The following is a 17580-nucleotide window of genomic DNA, read 5'->3' as shown; positions in this document are numbered from 1 at the left end:
GGCGTCCGCTGACGCACACAGCCCGCAGAAGCCCGGTGGGACGGGACAGTCCGGGCTTCCTTGTCAGCGCACCTGACCGCTCTCCGGCCCGGTGCTTTTGATGCCGGCCGGTGCCCCGTCCGGGGTGAACGAGTGCTGGAAGGTGAAGGCGTGCGGTGCGGGGCCGTGGCTGTGGAGGTGTTCCAGTCGTGAGACTCCGTCCTGCCAGGTGGGTATCGCGCCGTCGGGGACCCACCAGGACACGTAATTCGGGTGTGCTGTCCTCTCGAACCAGTCGTAACGCCTGTTGAGCGCCGCGCGGTGCAGGCCGGTGTAGATGGCGTCGAAGGCGGGGCGCAGGCCGGTCCAGAGTGAGAGGGTCGCGTCCAGGGCGGCGGTTTCCGCAGTGCGGCCCTTGCCGTACCAGGCCGGTACGGCGAACTCGCCCCATGCGCCCCAGTCCAGGTCGAAGTGTGTGCCCCGGCCGCGGTCCGCCGCTTCGGCACGGGCGAGGTACCCGGGGTGCCCGCTGATCGTCCGGTAGACGGCCTCGCCGCTGTCCCGCAACTCGCGTGTGAGAGGCGCGGGATCGGTGAGAGGTGACTTCAGGACGCCGAATGTGTACAGAGCAAGATGGGGCATGCGTCTCTCTCTGGTTGAGGGTGCCTGGTGTGGAACCGGTTCGGTGGTGGCTTGCGCATGGGGGCGGGGATGGGCAGGGCTCGTCCCGCCGTCGCGGGTGGCTCAGTCTGAAGGAAGCCCCGCGCGACCGTTTGTGATCGCCGAAGACCAGGTGAAGGTAGCTGCCTTCGCGGGCCCTGTCGAAGTTGCGTTTTCCCTGCCCAAGTGGCTTCGCGCACAGGCCTTGCGGGGACTCAGCCGTCAGTGGAGTCCGGCTCGGAAGTGGAGTCCGGCTCGGAAGTGGCGTCCAGCGCATCGAGCACCGCTTCGCCGTGCGCCGTCGCCCACTCGGTCAGCGCGTGGATCGGGTCGGTCAGCGTCGCTCCGAGCGGGGTGGGTTCGTACTCGACGCCGGCCGAGCCGTTCAGCCGGCGAGGAAGGGATCGCCGGGGCCGAAACCGCTCATGGCGCCAGAGGTACCTGCCGGTTCCTGCCGGAAACATAGCCTCGGATCTCTCCCCCCTTTCAAAGCCAGGAGAGTCATGCGAGTCATCACCCAACAGACCTTCGGCGGCCCCGAGGTGCTCACCGTCGTGGACGCGCCCGAGCCCCGTCCCCTGCCGGCCGAAGTCCTCGTCCGTGTCCGGGCGATCGGCCTGAACCCGCTGGAAGCTCGCCTGCGCGCCGGTGAGTTCCCGCTGCTCGGCCGGCCGCCGTTCGTCCTCGGCTGGGACATCAGCGGCGTCGTCGAGGAGGGTTCGCTGACGTACCGGTTCAGGCCCGGGGACGAGGTGTTCGGGATGCCGTTGTTTCCGCGGGCGGCGAGCGCGTACGCCGAGGTCGTGGCGGCGCCCGCGCTGCACCTGGTACCTAAGCCGGCGTCGCTCTCGCACGTGGAGGCGTCGGCGCTGCCGGTGGTCGGGCTGACGGCGTGGCAGGGGCTCGTCGATCTCGCGGGCGTGACCGAGGGCGACCGCGTCCTGGTGCACGGCGGTGGCGGCGGGGTCGGCCACGTCGCGATCCAGATCGCGAAAGCGCTCGGCGCGCACGTGATCACGACCGCCGGTGGCAGCAAGCGGGAGTTCGTCGAAGGGTTCGGCGCCGACGAGGTGATCGACTACATGGCGGTCGACTTCACCGAGGCGGTCCGCGACATCGACGTCGTGCTCGACACGATCGGCGGCGACACCGTCGAGCGGTCGCTCGAAGTGCTCCGCCCGGGAGGCCACCTGGTGACGGCGGTCGCCGATGAGGACGCGCGGCTCATCGCCAAGTACGAGGCGGCCGGCCTGCGCTTCAGCGGCATCGCGGTCGACCCCGATCCGGTCGCCCTGCGGGGTCTCGTCGAACTCGTCGAACAGGGCAGGCTACGGGTCCACGTACAGGAGACGTTCCCGTTCGAGCGCGTCGCCGACGCGCACCGGCTGCTCGACGGCGGCGGCCTCCGGGGCAAGCTGGTCCTGACCGTCTGATCCCCGTCGTGGGGCCTCGCGCGAACGAGGCCCCACTGATGAACGGTCGGCGCCCGGAGCTGCCGCGGCTGCCGGGATACGGCCTGGGAATTCACGCGACTGCGGCCGGAATTGATTCCTCGGCCACCCGCCCTCCGTACGTTCCGTCCCGTGCACGCGTAAACGAGTGCATCTATGCGCACATGTTGTCTATGGTGGAGGGGATCGCGCGTTCGGGTTCGCCGGGAGGGTGCATGCTGTCCGTGCTGCGTCACCGTACGTACCGCCGTCTGTTCACCGCGCAGGTGATCGCGCTGGTGGGGACCGGGCTGGCGACGGTGGCCCTGAGTCTGCTCGCCTACGACATCGCCGGCCCGGACGCCGGATCGGTGCTGGGGACCGCGCTGGCGATCAAGATGCTGGCGTATGTGGGGCTCGCTCCGGTCATCGGCGCGCTCGCGCACCGGCTGCCGCCGCGGCCCCTGCTGGTGGGCGCCGACCTGGTCCGGGCCGCGGTGGCGTGCGGGCTGCCGTTCGTCACCGAGGTCTGGCAGGTCTACGTCCTGATCTTCCTGCTCCAGGCGGCCTCGGCCACCTTCACGCCCGCCTTCCAGGCCCTGATCCCCGAGGTGCTGCCCGAAGAGGAGGACTACACCCGCGCCCTGTCCCTCTCCCGTCTGGCGTACGACCTGGAGATGCTCTTCTCCCCGGCGCTGGCCGCCGCGCTGCTGTCCTGGATCACGTACAACTGGCTGTTCGCGGGCACCGTGGCCGGTTTCCTCGCCTCGGCGGCCCTGGTGCTGTCCGCCGCGCTCCCCGCCGTCAACCGGGAACGTGCGGGTGCGGACCGGGACGGCGCGGGCTTCGCGGCGCGGGCCACCCGGGGCGCACGGCTGTTCTTCGCCACTCCGCGGCTGCGCGCCCTGCTGGCCCTGACCCTGGCCGTGGCCGCGGGCGGCGCGACGGTGATGGTCAACACCATCGTCTACGTACGCGACCATCTCGGCCGCGGCACCTCGGACGTACCGCTGGCCCTGGGCGCCTACGGTGCCGGGTCCATCCTCACCGCGCTGCTGCTGCCCCGCCTCCTCGCCCGCACCGGAGACCGCCGCCTGATGCTGCCCGCCGCCTTCACCTCCGCGGGCCTGCTCCTCGCGCTGGCCGCCGCGTCCCGGGCCGCGCCCGGGGGCTGGACCTGGCCGGCCCTGCTGGCCGCCTGGGCCGTCTTCGGCGCCGCCGAATCGCTCGTCATGACCCCCACCGGCCGCCTGGTACGCCGTTCCGCCGCCCCGGGCGACCTGCCCGCGGCCTTCGCCGCCCAGTTCTCCCTCTCGCACGGCTGCTGGCTGCTGGCCTACCCGCTCGCCGGATGGCTCGGCGCCGGAGCCGGCCTGCCCGCCGCCGCCCTCGCTCTCGGCTCGGTGGCCCTCGGGGCGGCGCTGGCCGCCCGGCGCCTGTGGCCCGCCCCGGACCCCGGCCGGCTCGCCCACGTCCACACCGGCCTGGAGCACGGGCACCCGCACCTGGCCGACGCCCGCCGTACGGGCCACGGGTGGCGGCACGCCCATGACTTCGTCATCGACGACCTGCACCACCGCTGGCCGCCCCGGCCCGCGGCCAACTGACCCTCGCGCCCGGCGGGTTCCGGGCGGCGGGGAGGCACCTACGATGTGCGTATGAGCGCACGCGTGCACGCCGCAGGTGCACACCCCATGCAACAGCGGGACGACGACGAGCGGCTGCGGACCGCCGCGGCCGTCCTGGCGCTGCTCGGCGACCGTACCCGCCTGGCCCTGCTCCGGCAGCTCACCGAGGGCGAGGCGGACGTCGCCACCCTGACCGCCGCCACCGGCGCCGCCCGCCCCTCGGTCAGCCAGCACCTGGCCAAACTCCGTCTGGCCGGTCTGGTCGCCACCCGCAAGGACGGCCGCCACGTCGTCTACCGCCTCCAGCACGGCCACCTCAAGCGCCTGGTCACCGAAGCGCTGAGCGTCGCCGACCACCAGATCGGCCATCTGCCGCCCCACGACTGACGCCGGAGCGAAGGCTGCCACCGCGGGGGCGGTGTCAGGGGGAAGCGGCCGGGGCGGTGCCGATGGCGACGGTGGCGCCGAGGTCGTCGTCCGTGGCCAGACGGGTGGCGAGGCCGTTGCGGCGGAGGGCTTCGAGGGTGCGGGGGGCCTGGCGTTCGCTGGTCTCGATCAGCAAGTGGCCGCCGGGGGCCAGCCATCGGAGCGTCCCGGCCGCCACCCGGCGCTGGACGTCGAGGCCGTCCGTACCGCCGTCGAGCGCCACGCGCGGCTCGTGGTCGCGGGCCTCCGGGGGCAGCAGACCGATCGCTTCGGTCGGTACGTAGGGCGCGTTGACGACGAGGATGTCGACGCGGCCGCGCAGGGAGCGGGGGAGCGGGGCGTAGAGGTCGCCCTCGTACACCCGGCCCGTGGCGGGCGGGATGTTGCGGCGGGCGCACCGTACGGCGGCGGGTTCGATGTCGGCGGCGTGCAGCTCGATGGGGGAGGGCGACGCGGGCGCGCCGAACGCGCCGGACGTACCGGACGCACCGGGCGAACCGTTTGCACCGGGCGCCCCCGACGGGTCGGTGCCCGCGGCCGCCGCCAGTGCCGTGCCGACGGCGCCCGTTCCGCAGCACAGGTCCACGACGACGGGCCGCGGGTGGACGGCGGTGCGGGCACGGACGAGTGCGGCGGCCTGGCCGACGAGGAATTCGGTGCGGCGGCGGGGGACGAAGACGCCGGGGTCCACGGTGATCCGGAGGCCGCAGAACTCCGCCCAGCCGAGTACCTGTTCGAGGGGGTGGCCGGCGACGCGCCGGTCCGTCATCGCGGCGAGGTCGGACGGGGTGCGGGCGGTGGCGAGGAGGAGGCGTGCCTCGTCCTCGGCGAAGACGCAGCCGGCCGCGCGGAGCCTGGTGACCAGGGCGGGGCGGGAAGCGGGCGGAAGGGGGGAGGACAGGGGGAGTGACATGCGCGTTCGGGCCTTTCGGGGTGCCGAAGGGCGCTCTCGCGGTCACCTGCCTCGGAGGGACCGTCCTGCCGTGAGGTGAGAGCACCCAGCCTGGACAGCGGTAATGGGTCTCACCTCCTTGGTCGTCCACTGTGTGGGCTGGTCACCCTACCCGAAGGCGGGAGCGGAGGGCAGGCGCGGCGCGGCGGGCCCGGAGGCCGGAACGGGTGCGGGGAGGGGGAGGCAAGGGGCGCGCGGCGGCCGTCCGCACGCCCGCCGGGCCGCCGATGGTCTCGACGTGGCCGGGTCCTGGCTGGAGATTGGGAGCGGGGTGCTGCCGCGGGAGGCGGTGACCGGGCGGGTCACCGCGGGGCGGAGCCGGGAAGGCGGGCGGCGATGGCGGGTGCCGGGAATCCTTATATGCGGGGTCAGTTCGCTCCGGTGCGGGAGGAGGTCACCGCGTACGACATGGAGGTGACCGGCCGCGTTCCGGAGGAGCTGGACGGGCGTTACGTACGCAACGGGCCGAATCCGCTGGGCGTGGAAGACCCGGCGGCGTACCACTGGTTCAGCGGCGACGGGATGCTGCACGGCGTGCGGCTGCGCGGCGGCCGGGCCGAGTGGTACCGCAACCGCTGGGTGCGCTCCGACGCGATGGCGCTGCGCCTGGGCGAGAAGATCCTGCACGGGCCGCGCCACCTGGACATGGACTTCGCCCCGAACATGCACGTCACCCGCTTCGCCGGGCGCCTGCTCGCGCTGGCCGAGGGCGGCTCGCTGCCGTACGAGCTGAGCGGCGAGCTGGACACGATGGGCCCCTTCGACTTCGCGGGCACCCTGCCGGGCGGGCTCGCCGCGCACACCACCATCGACCCGGACACCGAAGAGCTGCACTGTGTGGCGTACTGCTGGGCCTGGCCGTATGTGCAGTACCTGGTGGTGGGGACGGACGGCCGGGTCCGGCGGCGCGTGGACGTGCCCGTCGACGGGCGGCCGATGATGCACGACTTCTCGCTGACCGAGCGGCATGTGCTGCTGTACGACCTGCCGGTGGTGTTCAACCCGGGCGGCGTCGGGGTCGGGCCGTCCTTCCCGTACGTGTGGGAGCCGGGGCGTCCGGCCCGGCTGGGCGTGCTGCCGCGGGAGGGGGAGGCGGCGGACGTGCGGTGGCTGGAGATCGACCCGTGCTTCGTCTTCCATCCGATGAACGCGTACGAGACGGAGGACGGCAGCGGCCGGATCATCGTGCATCTGGTGCGCTACGAGCGGCTGTTCGCGAAGGGCCGGACGGGCCCGGACGGGGCGCCGCCCGTGCTGGAGCGCTGGACGGTCGACCTCCGGGCGGGCCGGGTCCGGCGCGAGCGGCTGGACGAGCGGCCGGTGGAGCTGCCGCGGGTGGATCCGCGGCGGCTCACGCTGCCGCACCGTTACGGGTACGCGGTGCTGGAGTCCGGTGCGGCGGACGTGCGGGTGGCGCGGTTGCCGGGGACGGAGCGGGTGGGTGCCGGGCTGGTGAAGTACGACCTGGAGCGCGGCACCAGCGAGGTGCGCCGTTTCCCGCGGCGGGGCGGTGTGGGCGAGGCGGTGTTCGTGCCGGCCGGTCCGGACGCCGCCGAGGACGACGGCTGGCTGATGGCGTATGTGTACGACCCGGAGCGGGGCGCAACGGACCTGGTGATCCTCGCGGCCCAGGACTTCACGGGTGAGCCGGTCGCGCGGGTGCACCTGCCGGTGCGGGTGCCGGTCGGGTTCCACGGCGCGTGGATACCGGACCGGGAGTGAGCGGGGGAGCGGGCGGGGCGCGGAATCCGGTTGCCGCGAGCTTTTCCGATGCGATTGCATTGGTACGGTGTTCGTGTTCGGAGAAGCGGCGAAGGGAGACGGCGTGGCCGGCAACGACGAGGAGGTGGCGCGCGCTGGCGCGGCGCTGGAGACCTACACCCTGTCCGAGCAGGGCTGGCGCGCGAGCCCCGGCGAGACGCTCCAGCGGGTGCTGGCCGACCTGATGCACTGGTGCGACGCCACGCAGCGCGGCTTCGACCGGTCGCTCGCCGCGGCCCGGGAGCGGTACGCGCAAGAGCGGGGATAGTGGCGGCGGCCACGCGCACGGCGTGGTCTCCAGGGCCGGCCTGGGCGCGGGGCACGCGCCCGACCCCCGTGCGGGAGCGTGCCCCTCGCGCGGGCCGGTCTCACCCCGCGTACGGATGCGCCTCGCGTGCCTCGCGCAGCGCCTGGGCCCACCAGGCCAGCTGGTCCAGCAGGACCGTCGCGGCCCGGTCGGCGTCCAGGGGTTCGCGCAGCCGCCCCTCGCCGTCGAAGAGGTTGCCGGCCATCGGGAAGCTGACCGTCTCCCGCACGGTCGTCGCGTGCAACTCGGCGAAGACGAGCCGCAGTTGCTCGACGGCGCGCAGTCCGCCGGAGATCCCGCCGTACGACACGAAGCCGACCGGCTTGGCCTGCCACTCCTGGCGCAGCAGATCGACGGCGTGCTTGAGCGGGGCGGGGAAGGAGTGGTTGTACTCGGGGGTGATGACGACGAAGGCGTCCGCGGCGCCGACGCGCTTGGCGTAGGTCGCCATCTCCTCGCTGCCGGGCAGCAGTTCGTACGGCCGGATCTCGTCGAGGTCGATGACGTCCACGACGACGTCCGCGCGCTGTCGGGCGTGCTGGGCGAACCAGTTCGCTACGACGGGCGCGAACCGGCCCTCACGGGTGCTGCCGACGATGACGGCGAGGGTGAAGGGGCGCTCGGGCATGGCGGGCCTCCTGGAAGCGGTGGAACGGAGCCGACGATCGGCTTCCGGACCAGACGCTAAAACCTCAACCAAAGTTCATGTCAATGCCTGGCCCTGGGATCACACCGCACCGCCGCCCCGCGCCCGGCGGGGCCCCGCCGCCCGGGGCCCCCGCCGTCACCTGCCCGTACGGCGGCCCCGCGTCACTGCGCCCCGAAGAGCGTCAGCAGATCCGTCTTCTGGAACATCCGGGCCGTCTCCACCGCCGACGGCGCCCCCGCGGCCGGGTCCGCGCCGTGCGCCACCAGCAGCCGTACGACCGCGTCCTCGCCCTTGAAGACCGCGCCCGCCAGCGGCGTCTGCCCCCGGTCGTTCGGGCGGTTCGGGTCGGCGCCGCGCCGCAGCAGGGCTTCGAGGGTGTCGGCGTGGCCGTGGTAGGCGGCGAGCATCACCAGGGAGTCGCCCTTGTCGTTGGTGAGGGTGGCGGGCACCCCGGCGTCCACGTACGCGGCGAGGGTGCTGGTGTCGCCGTGCCGGGCCAGGTCGAAGACCTTGGCCGCCAGTTGCAGCACTTCGGGGTCGTGGGCGTGCTCGGTCGCGTCGGGACCCTGCGGCTCCGTGTTCGCGTCAGTCATGGTCGCCGGCCTCCTGCCGTGTGGTGAGGCGGTGTCCTGCAACTCCCGCCCGGGCCTCTACTTGTCCCCGCCACCTTATTCAGCACACCTGCCGGGCGGCCCCGGCGCGCGGGGACCCGGCGCCCACGCCGCGTCGCGGGTCCGCCACCGGTCGCGGACCGGTCAGAACTCGTCCGGGCACCACGGCCGGCGCGCCGTGTGCAGCAGGAGGTCGGCGGTCGCCAGGGCGCCCGGCCGTTCCTCGGCGACAGTGCCCAGCGCGGCGAGCCGTGCCGCGGACTCGTCGCCCAGGTAGAGCGCCGCGAAGGCGCCGACGTCCAGGGTGAGTTCCGCACTCCGGCCCGTACGCGTACAGGTGGCGCCCTCCGGCCCGGCCTCCAGCAGGAAGCGGCCGCCGGCCAGTCCCGCCGCGTCCCGGACCTCCAGGACGAGGGAGCCGCTCGCCGGGTACGTACGGACCTCCAGCAGCCGGGGGACGTCCAGCGGCCTGATCCACAGGTAGTCGGCGTGCTGCGTGATCCGTGCCGCGCGCGGGTCGCCGAGGTGGTACGGCAGCAGGTCGTCGGGCCCGCGCCCGCCCGTCTTGATGTGCAGGGCCCAGTCGATCGAGCACAGGAACCGCCACAGGGCCCGCTCGGCGGCCGGGGTGGTCGCGGTCAGGCGGTCGACGGTGACGGTGTTCTGCGGCAGCTTGTGCTCCCACACGTCGTCCGCCCGGTACGCGGCCAGGCCCTCGACCTCGCCGGACGCGGACCGGTACACGGCGTGGAAGCGCTCCTCGGCGGGGTTGTGCGGGAGCCGGACGGCGCCGGTGTGGGTCCGCCACCAGACGGCGGGCAGGCTGACCGCCCCCGGCTGCCCGGCGCGGAACCGTTCGTGCAGCGCGGGGCCGACGGCCCGCACCTCCGCGGCGTCGGCGAAGTCGACCCGGCCGCCGTCGTCCGGGCCCGCGTGGCGCGGGTCCAGCGCGGCGCGGGCCACGTCGACGTGCCACTCGGTGGACCAGGCGGCCGGCCCGAAACCGTACCGCCCGTAGATCGGGAACTCCGCGGCGATCAGCGTGGCGACGGCGTCCCCGCGCTCCCTCGCGTCGCGCAGGTCGTTCGCCATCATCCGGCTGAGCAGGCCGCGCCGCCGGTGGGTGGGGGAGACCGTGACGGACGTGACGGCGTCGGCGCCCACCCGCGCGCCGCCGACGACGGTCAGCTCCTGCGGGAAGCTGCGGAACGTGGCGATCCAGCGGCCGTTGTCGTACGCGCCCTGGGTGCGCTCCGGGTCGTAGTGGCCGCGGCGGTACTCGATCTCCTCCTCGGAGACCTCCGGCGGCCGCAGGAAGCCCACGTTCATGCCCCGCATCCAGTCGGGGATGTCCGCGTCGCCGACCGTACGCACCTCGATGCCCATGTGCGTACGGTAGACACGGCCCGCTCCCGGCGTCGCGGGATTATCGGGCGGGCGGGGCGCCCGGAAGCCCGGGCGCCGCGCGGCCTCAGAACGCCGCCCGGATCTCCCCGACGCGCTCCGCGCCGCCCAGCAGCGGCGCCTCCCCGATACGGTCCAGCACCGGCGACTCCACACCCATCTGCCGCAGCACCCGGCCGAGTATCGGGCCGAGGGTACGGGTGGCGCCGTCCTCCACCTTGAACGCCAGCGCCCGCCCGTCCGGCAGCGCCACCGCCTGCACAGCCTCCGCGCCCATCTTCGACAGCACACCGGGCAGCGCCCGCATCAGCCAGGTGTCGGGGCGGCGGGTGCCGGCCACGTACTCCGGGTGCGCGCGCATCGCGTCGGCCACCCGGCGCTCCGGCGTCCCCGGGTCGGCCAGCACGAAGTGCCGGAAGGACCGGGCCAGGCCGGTCAGGGAGATCGCCATCAGCGGCGCCCCGCAGCCGTCCGTGCCGATGTGCTCGACCCGCTCGCCGCTTGCCGCTCGCACCGCCTCAAGGGCCAGCTGCTGGAGCGGGTGGTCCGGGTGGAGGTAGGAGTCCAGCGGCCAGCCGTTGGCGGCGCAGGCGGCCAGCATGGCGGTGTGCTTGCCGGAGCAGTTCATCGTCAGCGGGTCGCGCACCCGCCCGGACGCCAGGTACGTCTCCGCCTCCGCCGGGTCCAGCGGCAGGTCCGGCGGGGTCCGCAGCAGCCCGGCGGACAGGCCGTGCTCGCTGAGCATCTTCTGGACGAGGTCCAGGTGGAAGTCCTCGCCGGAGTGGCTCGCGGCGGCCAGCGCCAGCCGCTCGCCCGACAGGTCCAGCCCCGCCCGCAGGATGGCGGCGGCCTGCATCGGCTTGTTGGCGGAGCGCGGGAAGACCGGGGAGACCACGTCGCCGAGCGCGGTCTCCACGCTGCCGTCCGCCGCCAGGACCACCAGCGAGCCGCGGTGCCGTCCTTCGACGAAGCCCGAACGCACGACCTCGGCGAGGACGGGGGATATACCGGCCGGGGCGGGCCCGTCGGTCACGGTGGGGGAGCTCATCGGCGGCCTTCCGGGGAGTGACCCGCCGCCCCCCGGAGGCGGGTGGCCGCCGGGTCAGGAGAGCAGGTCGTCTACTTGTGCTTCGCCTTCACGGTACCTGCGGGCGATCTCCGCACTGCAATCGTCGGCGGTCCGCTGCAGGGACTGGCGCCGCCGGGACACCTGCTGCTCGTAGCGGACCAGGCGGCCCATCGCGTCGTGCAGCTCCTGGTCCGTACGGGCCGTGAGGTCCGACAGCTCCACCTCCCCGAGCATCTGCTCCGCCAGCTGGCGGTACTCCTCGCTGTGCGGCATGCCGAGCGTCACGTGGCGGGCCGAGGAGCGGTGCCGCGACGGCCCGTCCGCCAGGATCTCCGGGAGACGGTCCAGCAGCGGCGAGTGCGGGGCCGTACGGCGGGTGCTCTCGGCGCGCAGGATGTCGATCCGGCCCTGCAGCAGCCGCCGCACATAGCTCAGGTCGGCCTCCTCCTGCTGCGCCTCGCGGCGCAGGGCGCGCAGGTCGGGCAGGCTCAGCCCGTGCAGGTCGGGCCGGGGCACCGGGCGGAAGCGGTCGCGTTGCAGCGGGGCCCGGTGCGGCGCCGTGCCTGCCTGGAACATGGGACCGTCCTCCGTGCGGGCCGGCCCGGGGCGCGCCTGGGCCTGCGTGGTCGTACGGGCCGACGACGGCGCCGTACGGGCGATCGGTACGGGACCGGGAGTGTGCCCGGAGCCGGCAGTGCTCATGAGTCGTTCCGTCCCCTCGTCCGGTGCGGTCGCGGGGGCAGGGTGTCCGCGCGACGCACCGCGTGCACGCATCGTGCCACTGCGGGCGGGCCGCCCGCAGGGCCAGCCATGGCCATGGCACCCGAACGGCCCCGGTGGGGTACGGCTGTCGGGGTCCCGGGCGCGCCGTGCATCATGGGCGGTATGCGAGCTGTGGTGCAGAGGGTCGACGGCGCACGCGTCGAGGTGGACGGTGAGACGGTCGGCGAGATCGTCGGTGCGGGGCTGTGCGTGCTGGTCGGGGTGACGTACGACGACACCCCGGCGAAGGCGGCGCAGCTCGCCCGCAAGCTGTGGTCGGTGCGCATCCTGGACGGCGAGAAGTCCTGCTCGGACACGGGTGCGGGCCTGCTGGTGATCAGCCAGTTCACTCTCTACGGTGACGCCCGCAAGGGCCGCCGCCCCACCTGGAACGCGGCGGCACCCGGCCCGGCGGCCGAACCCCTCGTCGACGAGGTCGTCACACAGCTCCGCGCGCTGGGCGCCGAGGTCGCCACCGGCCGCTTCGGCGCGGACATGAAGGTCACGCTGACGAACGACGGCCCCTTCACGGTGCTGCTGGAGGTCTGAGGCCGCGGCTGCCGGGCCGCGGCCACCCGTCCCTACGGCTCGACCACGACCTCCTGGGCCGCCGCGGTGCTCTCCGCGAGGAGTTCCGCGTCGGTGGGGACGTTGCGCTTGACGAGGGCCAGCGCGATGGGGCCGAGCTCGTGGTGGCGGGCCGAGGTCGTGATGAAGCCGAGCTGGCGGCCCTCGGGGCCGTCGGCGGCGAGGCGTACGGGGGCGCCGTGCGGCGGCAGGTGGACCTCGCTGCCGTCCAGGTGGAGGAAGACCAGGCGGCGCGGCGGCTTCCCCAGGTTGTGGACGCGGGCCACGGTCTCCTGGCCGCGGTAGCAGCCCTTCTGGAGGTGTACGGCGGTGCCGAGCCACCCCAGCTCGTGCGGGATGGTGCGGTGGTCGGTCTCCATGCCGAGGCGCGGCCGGTGCGCCTCGACGCGCAGCGCCTCCAGGGCCAGGGTGCCGGCGGCGGGCCCGTTGGCGGTGGCGAAGGCCTCCAGGGCGGCGCGGGGCAGGAAGAGGTCCCGGCCGTGCGGGGTCTCCCGGACGACCGCGTCCTTCGGTGCTTCGGCGATGGAACCGGCCGGCAGGTGGACGACCGCGTAGTCGTCCGTACGGTCGGCGACCTCGACGCGGTAGAAGAACTTCATGCTCTCCAGGTAGGCGATCAGCGCCTCCTCGTTGCCCGGCTCGGTGTGCAGCCAGGTCGTCGCGCCGTCGTCGACGAGGTAGAGGGCGTGCTCGATGTGACCGTTGGCGGAGAGGATCAGCGCCTCGGTGGCGTGGCCGGGCGCGAGGTCGCTGACGTGCTGCGTCAGCAGCAGGTGCAGCCAGCTCAGCCGCTCGGGGCCGCTGACGGTGAGCACGCCGCGGTGCGAGAGGTCGACGAGACCGCGGCCGTCCGCGAGGGCGCGTTGCTCGCGGAACAGGTCGCCGTAGTGTGCGGCGACCCCTTCGTCGGGGGCCTCGGCCGAGACGGCACCGGGCAGCGACAGCAGCGGACTGGCTTCACGTTGGCGCGGCATGCCCCCAGCCTACGACCGGTGTGGTGGTGATCTACGATCCGGCCCCGGGCCCGGACGCCGCTGCGGGGCCCGGGGCCGCCCCGGGCTCATCCGCCGCGCACTTGGCGGTGCACGCCGCACAGCGCCCGAAGATCGCGAAGTGCTTCAGGTCCGTGTCGAAGCCGAACGCTTCCTTCAGTGTCGCCGTGAACGGTTCGGCCACCGTCAGGTCCGCCTCGATCACTTCCGTGCAGTCCCGGCACACCAGGTGGATGTGGTGGTGCCGGTCCGCGAGGTGGTACGTGGGCGCGCCGTGCCCGAGGTGGGCGTGGCTGACCAGGTTCAGCTCCTCCAGCAGCTCCAGCGTCCGGTAGACGGTGGAGATGTTCACGCCGCCCGCCGTCCTGCGCACCTCGGTGAGGATGTCGTCGGGGGTGGCGTGTTCGAGCTTGTCCACAGCCTCCAGCACGAGCTGGCGCTGCGGGGTCAGCCGGTACCCGCGTTTACGGAGGTCGCTCTGCCAGTCGCTGCTCACCACGCTCCCAGTGTAGGAGTGCGCTCAGTGGCCGCGTACGTCCCGCAGGTAGCCGGACAGGGCCGTGACGGCCGCCGGGTTGCGCGGGCTCTCCACCAGATCGGCGTAGTCCATGACGTAGATGCGGTTGTTCTTGATCGCCGAGACGTTCCTCAGTGGCGCGTACGACTTGAGGAACGACTTCTTCTGTTCGGCGGTCGGCGTGCCGTAGTCGTTGATGACGATCACGTCGGGATCGCGCTCGACCACCGTCTCCCACCCCACCGTGGTCCAGGAGTCCTTGAGGTCCTTCATGACGTGGTCGCCGCCGGCCTTGGTGATGATGTCGTGCGGCCCGGCGAACCGGCCGGAGGTCAGCGGCTTGTCCTGGCCGCCGTCGTAGAGGAAGACGGAGGGCCGAGCGCCGTCCTTCGGCGCCCTGGCCTGCGCGTCGGCCACCTGCTTGCGGTACTTGGCGATCAGCGCGTCCGCCCGGTCCTCGACGTCGAAGAGCTTTCCGAGGGTCTTCAGGTCGGTGTAGAGCGCGTCCAGCGGCGGCATCACGCCGCGCGCGCTGCCCTGGCCGCCGTCGGTCCCGTTGCGGCACGACTCGGTCAGGACGTAGCTGCCGATGCCGAGCTTCTTCAGCGAGGCGGGGGTGACGTCGCTGTCCTCGCCGAAGCCGTAGTTCCAGCCCGCGAAGACCAGGTCGGCCTTGGCGTCCAGGGCGATCTCCTTGGTGATCGTCTTCTTGGAGAGCCAGGGCACCTTGGCGTACGCGTCCTTCCAGGCGACGGCCTCGACCCTGCCCCGGTACTCCGGCATGACGTACCCGGCCATGTGGTCCTCCAGGCCGAGCGCGAACATGATGTCGGCGATCCCGACGTCGTTGGTGACCACGCGCCGCGGCGCCTTGTCGTACGTCGTCTTCGTGCCGCAGTTCTCGATCGTGACCGGGTAGTGCCCGGCCCCCGGCCCGGACGCGGCGTCCCCCTTCCCGTCCTCGGCCACCCGCGCGCCGCAGCCGGTGAGCGCGGCGAGCGTGAGGGCGGTGAGCAGGGCGGCGGAGCGGTGGCGTATGCGCATGGGGGTCCTCAAGGGGGTCTTCACGAGGTGGCCGGCGGGTCGGTACGGCCGGGCAGGCGGTCGAACAGCAGCTGGACGGCGCCGGTCTCGGGGTGCGGAACGCGGTGGGCGCGCACCCCGAACACCTCGGCGAGCAGCTCCGGCTCCAGCACGTCGTGCGGCGCGCCGGAGGCGACGATGCGCCCGCCGGAGATGACGTACAGCTCGTCGCAGTGCACGGCGGCCAGGTTCAGGTCGTGCAGCGCGGTCAGCACCGTCAGCCCGCTGTCCCGCACCAGGCACAGCAGCTCCAGCTGCTGCGCGATGTCGAGGTGGTTGGTCGGCTCGTCCAGCACCAGCACCCGCGGTTCCTGGGCCAGCGCGCGGGCGATCAGCACGCGCTGCTTCTCGCCGCCGGACAGGGTCAGGAAGGCGCGTTCGGCCAGGTGGGCGGCGCCGGTACGGGCAAGTGCGGCCTCGCACACCCGCAGGTCCGCCGCGCTCGGCCGCCCCGAGCCGCGCTGGTGCGGCAGCCGGCCCATCGCGACGACCTCGGCGGCCGTGAAGCCGAACTCGGTCGCGGACTCCTGCGGCAGCGCGGCCAGGCGGCGGGCCCCTTCGCGCACGCCCATGGTGTGCAGGTCGGCGCCGTCCAGCCGTACGGTGCCGGTGGCCGGGCGCAGCGCGCGGTAGGCGCAGCGCAGCAGGGTGGACTTGCCGCTGCCGTTGGGCCCGACCAGTCCGACGACCCGGCCGCTGCCGGCGTGCAGGGTGATGTCGTGCACGAGCCGGGCCCCGGCCACGTCCACGGACACCGCGTCGATGTCGATCCGCATCAGACCTCGCCTCCGAACCCGCGATCGCGGCCCCGCATCAGGCACCGCCTCCGAACGTGTAGCCGCGCCGCCGCATCAGCAGGACGAAGGTCGGCACGCCGATGACGGCGGTGATCACCCCGACCGGCAGCTCGACGGGCGCCAGCAGCACCCGGGACAGGACGTCGACCCAGACCATCAGCACGGCGCCCAGCAGCGGCGCCACGGCCAGCACCCGGCGGTGTCCGGCGCCCACCAGCATCCGCGTCACGTGCGGCACCATCAGGCCGACGAACCCGATCGCCCCGCTGACCGCGACCACCGCGCCGGTGACGGCCGCCGTGACCCCGAACAGCTCCCGGCGCAGCCGTCCCGGGTCCACGCCGAGCGCGGCGGCGGACTCGTCGCCCATGGCGAGCGCGTTGAGGCGGCCGGCGGAGAGCGTCAGGTACAGCAGCGCGGCGGCCACCGCCGCCGCGGCGACCGGCACCGAGCCCCAGCCCGCGCCGCTGAGGCTGCCGAGCAGCCACATCATGGCGGACCGGGCCGCCTCGCCCCGGTCGGCGGCGAAGACCATCAGGGTGGAGAGGGCGGAGAAGCCGTAGTACATGGCCGAGCCGGTCAGGACCAGGCGCAGCGGGGTCAGGCCGTGCGCGCTGCGGGCCGCCGCGTACACCAGCGTCATGGCCAGCAGCGCCGAGCAGAACGCGGCGGCGGACAGCGCCCAGACGCCGAGCGCGCCCAGTGCCCCGAAGAGCAGTACGGCGTTGGCGCCGACCGCGGCGCCGGAGGAGATGCCGAGCACGAACGGGTCGGCGAGGGCGTTGCGCACCAGGGCCTGGACGGCGACGCCGATGGCGGAGAGCCCGGCGCCGACGACGGCGGCCAGCACGGCGCGCGGGAAGCGCAGCTCCCACACGATGGTGTACGCGGACACCTCGTCGGGCGCGATGGTGCCGCCGCTCAGGCCCGCGCCCAGGTAGCGCAGGACCTCGCCCCAGCCGACGCCGGAGGCGCCCAGGGCGACGCCGCACAGCAGCGAGGCGAGCAGGGCGAGGACGAGCCCGGCGACCAGCGGCACGGTGGGCATCGGGGCGCCGGTACGGGGCCGGGCGCCGGCGCGGTCCGCGGGGGCGGGGCCGGGGGCTTCGGTTCGGGCGGAGGCGGCCAAGAGGACGTACGCCTTCGGCTCGGGCCGCGTCCGTACGGTCCGGGGTGACGGCGCGTGGCGCGAGGCCGGCGGCGGTGTCCCCTCGCAGTCCACGGCGAGTTGTTCGGGAAGGGGCGCCCCCGCGGGTGATCGGGCTGGCGGAACGTACGGTTCCGCACACCGTTGCGGGTCAGCGCCGGACTCTCACCGGACTTCCCCCGCGGGGCGCTCTGTGACCTGGGAAGGTCTGTTCGGCTACTTGAAGAAGGCGATGCCGTCGTCCGGCAGGTCCTTGATGTCCTTGGCCCACTCGCGCGGGTCGACGACCTTCTTCAGGTGCGCGGACATGTACGGGCGCAGCGGCACCTCGGGAGTGGCCTTCTCGCCCACCCACATCAGGTCGCTGTTCACGTAGCCGTACAGACGCTTGCCGCCGGTGTACGGGCCGGAGGCCGCGGTCCGCGCGACGGCGTCGGTGGCCAGGTCGATCTGCGGCTTCTGGTCGGCCAGCTCGCCGTACCAGACCTCCGCCACACCGCCGTCGCGGATCATCACGATCTCGACCTTGCGGTCCTTGTCGATGCGCCAGAAGCCGGACTCGGTCTCCAGCGGAGCGACCTTCTTGCCCTCGCCGTCGAGCACCCAGCTGTGCGAGGTGTATTCGAGGAAGTCACGGCCGTCGTGCGTGAAGGTGACCTCCTGGCCGAAGTTGCACTTCTCGGAACCGGGGAAGTCGGCGACGCCGGCGCCCTCCCAGTTGCCGAGCAGGAAGGCGAGGGGCACGAGGGCCGGGTTCAGGTCGGACGGGATCTCGATCATCAGCTCAGGCGATCTGTATCGGGGGAAGTGTCAGGTTC

19 protein-coding genes, 1 pseudogene and 1 riboswitch are annotated in these 17580 nt (G+C 73.5%); of the genes and pseudogenes, 6 read left to right on the top strand and 14 right to left on the bottom strand.

What is annotated here, in order from left to right; all coding sequences use genetic code 11:
- Positions 1-63: 63 nt before the first annotated feature.
- Positions 64-621 (bottom strand): DUF3291 domain-containing protein, encoded by a 558-nt coding sequence (locus ACFV57_RS10790; protein ID WP_385228473.1) that lies wholly within the window; start codon positions 619-621, stop codon positions 64-66.
- Between the two features lie 233 nt (positions 622-854).
- Positions 855-1010 (bottom strand): annotated as a pseudogene (locus ACFV57_RS10785) (transcriptional regulator); the annotation flags it as partial.
- A gap of 132 nt (positions 1011-1142) precedes the next feature.
- On the opposite strand from ACFV57_RS10785, the gene ACFV57_RS10780 reads away from it, so the two are divergent.
- The 3 genes from ACFV57_RS10780 to ACFV57_RS10770 all read left to right on the top strand — a co-directional run bounded on the left by ACFV57_RS10780 (position 1143) and on the right by ACFV57_RS10770 (position 4084).
- On the top strand, positions 1143-2072 hold the full coding sequence (locus tag ACFV57_RS10780; protein ID WP_385228470.1) for an NADP-dependent oxidoreductase: 930 nt from the start codon (positions 1143-1145) through the stop codon (positions 2070-2072).
- Positions 2073-2305: 233 nt separating this feature from the next.
- Entirely contained in the window at positions 2306-3676 is a 1371-nt protein-coding gene (locus tag ACFV57_RS10775; protein WP_385228468.1) for an MFS transporter, read from the top strand.
- Positions 3677-3727: 51 nt separating this feature from the next.
- Complete coding sequence (locus ACFV57_RS10770) at positions 3728-4084, top strand: ArsR/SmtB family transcription factor (protein WP_385228465.1); 357 nt, start codon at positions 3728-3730, stop codon at positions 4082-4084.
- Positions 4085-4118: 34 nt separating this feature from the next.
- Here the strand turns inward: ACFV57_RS10770 and ACFV57_RS10765 are convergent, their stop codons facing one another.
- On the bottom strand, positions 4119-5036 hold the full coding sequence (locus ACFV57_RS10765) for a HemK family protein methyltransferase (protein WP_385228462.1): 918 nt from the start codon (positions 5034-5036) through the stop codon (positions 4119-4121).
- A gap of 399 nt (positions 5037-5435) precedes the next feature.
- On the opposite strand from ACFV57_RS10765, the gene ACFV57_RS10760 reads away from it, so the two are divergent.
- Positions 5436-6797: a carotenoid oxygenase family protein gene (locus ACFV57_RS10760; RefSeq protein WP_385228459.1), complete on the top strand. Its 1362-nt coding sequence runs from the start codon at positions 5436-5438 to the stop codon at positions 6795-6797.
- A gap of 103 nt (positions 6798-6900) precedes the next feature.
- Positions 6901-7104: a hypothetical protein gene (locus ACFV57_RS10755; protein WP_385228456.1), complete on the top strand. Its 204-nt coding sequence runs from the start codon at positions 6901-6903 to the stop codon at positions 7102-7104.
- Positions 7105-7204: 100 nt separating this feature from the next.
- Here the strand turns inward: ACFV57_RS10755 and ACFV57_RS10750 are convergent, their stop codons facing one another.
- The 5 genes from ACFV57_RS10750 to ACFV57_RS10730 all read right to left on the bottom strand — a co-directional run bounded on the left by ACFV57_RS10750 (position 7205) and on the right by ACFV57_RS10730 (position 11578).
- On the bottom strand, positions 7205-7771 hold the full coding sequence (locus tag ACFV57_RS10750) for an NADPH-dependent FMN reductase (RefSeq protein WP_385228453.1): 567 nt from the start codon (positions 7769-7771) through the stop codon (positions 7205-7207).
- A gap of 182 nt (positions 7772-7953) precedes the next feature.
- Positions 7954-8385, bottom strand: a complete 432-nt coding sequence (locus ACFV57_RS10745; RefSeq protein WP_385228450.1) for an ankyrin repeat domain-containing protein — start codon at positions 8383-8385, stop codon at positions 7954-7956.
- Between the two features lie 162 nt (positions 8386-8547).
- Complete coding sequence (locus ACFV57_RS10740) at positions 8548-9789, bottom strand: GNAT family N-acetyltransferase (RefSeq protein WP_385228447.1); 1242 nt, start codon at positions 9787-9789, stop codon at positions 8548-8550.
- An 85-nt stretch (positions 9790-9874) separates the two neighbouring features.
- Positions 9875-10855 carry an asparaginase gene (locus ACFV57_RS10735; RefSeq protein ID WP_385228445.1) on the bottom strand — a complete coding sequence of 327 codons (981 nt, stop codon included), beginning with the start codon at positions 10853-10855 and terminating at the stop codon, positions 9875-9877.
- 54 nt (positions 10856-10909) lie between these two features.
- On the bottom strand, positions 10910-11578 hold the full coding sequence (locus ACFV57_RS10730) for an ABC transporter substrate-binding protein (RefSeq protein WP_385228442.1): 669 nt from the start codon (positions 11576-11578) through the stop codon (positions 10910-10912).
- Between the two features lie 183 nt (positions 11579-11761).
- Here ACFV57_RS10730 and dtd point away from each other — a divergent pair, with 183 nt between their 5' ends.
- Positions 11762-12187 (top strand): D-aminoacyl-tRNA deacylase, encoded by a 426-nt coding sequence (gene dtd, locus ACFV57_RS10725; protein WP_385228439.1) that lies wholly within the window; start codon positions 11762-11764, stop codon positions 12185-12187.
- 32 nt (positions 12188-12219) lie between these two features.
- Here dtd and ACFV57_RS10720 read toward each other — a convergent pair whose 3' ends face one another.
- From ACFV57_RS10720 to ACFV57_RS10695, 6 genes are all read right to left on the bottom strand, one after another.
- Entirely contained in the window at positions 12220-13200 is a 981-nt protein-coding gene (locus ACFV57_RS10720; RefSeq protein WP_385228436.1) for a YgfZ/GcvT domain-containing protein, read from the bottom strand.
- Between the two features lie 31 nt (positions 13201-13231).
- Positions 13232-13717 (bottom strand): Fur family transcriptional regulator, encoded by a 486-nt coding sequence (locus ACFV57_RS10715; protein WP_385228433.1) that lies wholly within the window; start codon positions 13715-13717, stop codon positions 13232-13234.
- Positions 13718-13738: 21 nt separating this feature from the next.
- Complete coding sequence (locus tag ACFV57_RS10710; RefSeq protein ID WP_385228430.1) at positions 13739-14779, bottom strand: ABC transporter substrate-binding protein; 1041 nt, start codon at positions 14777-14779, stop codon at positions 13739-13741.
- A 20-nt stretch (positions 14780-14799) separates the two neighbouring features.
- Positions 14800-15594 carry an ABC transporter ATP-binding protein gene (locus ACFV57_RS10705; RefSeq protein WP_385228427.1) on the bottom strand — a complete coding sequence of 265 codons (795 nt, stop codon included), beginning with the start codon at positions 15592-15594 and terminating at the stop codon, positions 14800-14802.
- 37 nt (positions 15595-15631) lie between these two features.
- Positions 15632-16663, bottom strand: coding sequence for a FecCD family ABC transporter permease (locus tag ACFV57_RS10700; RefSeq protein ID WP_385228424.1), 1032 nt, complete (start codon positions 16661-16663; stop codon positions 15632-15634).
- A gap of 204 nt (positions 16664-16867) precedes the next feature.
- A riboswitch (cobalamin riboswitch) is annotated at positions 16868-16942 on the bottom strand.
- A gap of 36 nt (positions 16943-16978) precedes the next feature.
- Positions 16979-17542: an FABP family protein gene (locus ACFV57_RS10695; protein WP_385228421.1), complete on the bottom strand. Its 564-nt coding sequence runs from the start codon at positions 17540-17542 to the stop codon at positions 16979-16981.
- Positions 17543-17580 lie beyond the last annotated feature (38 nt).

Source organism: Streptomyces sp. NPDC059788, from assembly GCF_042732265.1.
Lineage (GTDB): Bacteria > Actinomycetota > Actinomycetes > Streptomycetales > Streptomycetaceae > Streptomyces.
The sequence above is the reverse complement of the archived record's forward strand: the minus strand, read 5'-3'. Positions and strand labels throughout refer to the sequence as shown.

Coding starts and splice junctions, on each gene's coding strand:
- ACFV57_RS10760 (WP_385228459.1), top strand. CDS start 5,436: ATGCGGGGTCAGTTCGCTCCGGTGCGGGAGGAGGTCACCGCGTACGAC.
- ACFV57_RS10730 (WP_385228442.1), bottom strand. CDS start 11,578: ATGAGCACTGCCGGCTCCGGGCACACTCCCGGTCCCGTACCGATCGCC.
- ACFV57_RS10695 (WP_385228421.1), bottom strand. CDS start 17,542: ATGATCGAGATCCCGTCCGACCTGAACCCGGCCCTCGTGCCCCTCGCC.
- ACFV57_RS10735 (WP_385228445.1), bottom strand. CDS start 10,855: ATGAGCTCCCCCACCGTGACCGACGGGCCCGCCCCGGCCGGTATATCC.
- ACFV57_RS10700 (WP_385228424.1), bottom strand. CDS start 16,663: ATGCCCACCGTGCCGCTGGTCGCCGGGCTCGTCCTCGCCCTGCTCGCC.
- ACFV57_RS10780 (WP_385228470.1), top strand. CDS start 1,143: ATGCGAGTCATCACCCAACAGACCTTCGGCGGCCCCGAGGTGCTCACC.
- ACFV57_RS10775 (WP_385228468.1), top strand. CDS start 2,306: ATGCTGTCCGTGCTGCGTCACCGTACGTACCGCCGTCTGTTCACCGCG.
- ACFV57_RS10750 (WP_385228453.1), bottom strand. CDS start 7,771: ATGCCCGAGCGCCCCTTCACCCTCGCCGTCATCGTCGGCAGCACCCGT.
- ACFV57_RS10740 (WP_385228447.1), bottom strand. CDS start 9,789: ATGGGCATCGAGGTGCGTACGGTCGGCGACGCGGACATCCCCGACTGG.
- ACFV57_RS10705 (WP_385228427.1), bottom strand. CDS start 15,594: ATGCGGATCGACATCGACGCGGTGTCCGTGGACGTGGCCGGGGCCCGG.
- ACFV57_RS10765 (WP_385228462.1), bottom strand. CDS start 5,036: ATGTCACTCCCCCTGTCCTCCCCCCTTCCGCCCGCTTCCCGCCCCGCC.
- ACFV57_RS10745 (WP_385228450.1), bottom strand. CDS start 8,385: ATGACTGACGCGAACACGGAGCCGCAGGGTCCCGACGCGACCGAGCAC.
- ACFV57_RS10770 (WP_385228465.1), top strand. CDS start 3,728: ATGAGCGCACGCGTGCACGCCGCAGGTGCACACCCCATGCAACAGCGG.
- ACFV57_RS10710 (WP_385228430.1), bottom strand. CDS start 14,779: ATGCGCATACGCCACCGCTCCGCCGCCCTGCTCACCGCCCTCACGCTC.
- dtd (WP_385228439.1), top strand. CDS start 11,762: ATGCGAGCTGTGGTGCAGAGGGTCGACGGCGCACGCGTCGAGGTGGAC.
- ACFV57_RS10790 (WP_385228473.1), bottom strand. CDS start 621: ATGCCCCATCTTGCTCTGTACACATTCGGCGTCCTGAAGTCACCTCTC.
- ACFV57_RS10720 (WP_385228436.1), bottom strand. CDS start 13,200: ATGCCGCGCCAACGTGAAGCCAGTCCGCTGCTGTCGCTGCCCGGTGCC.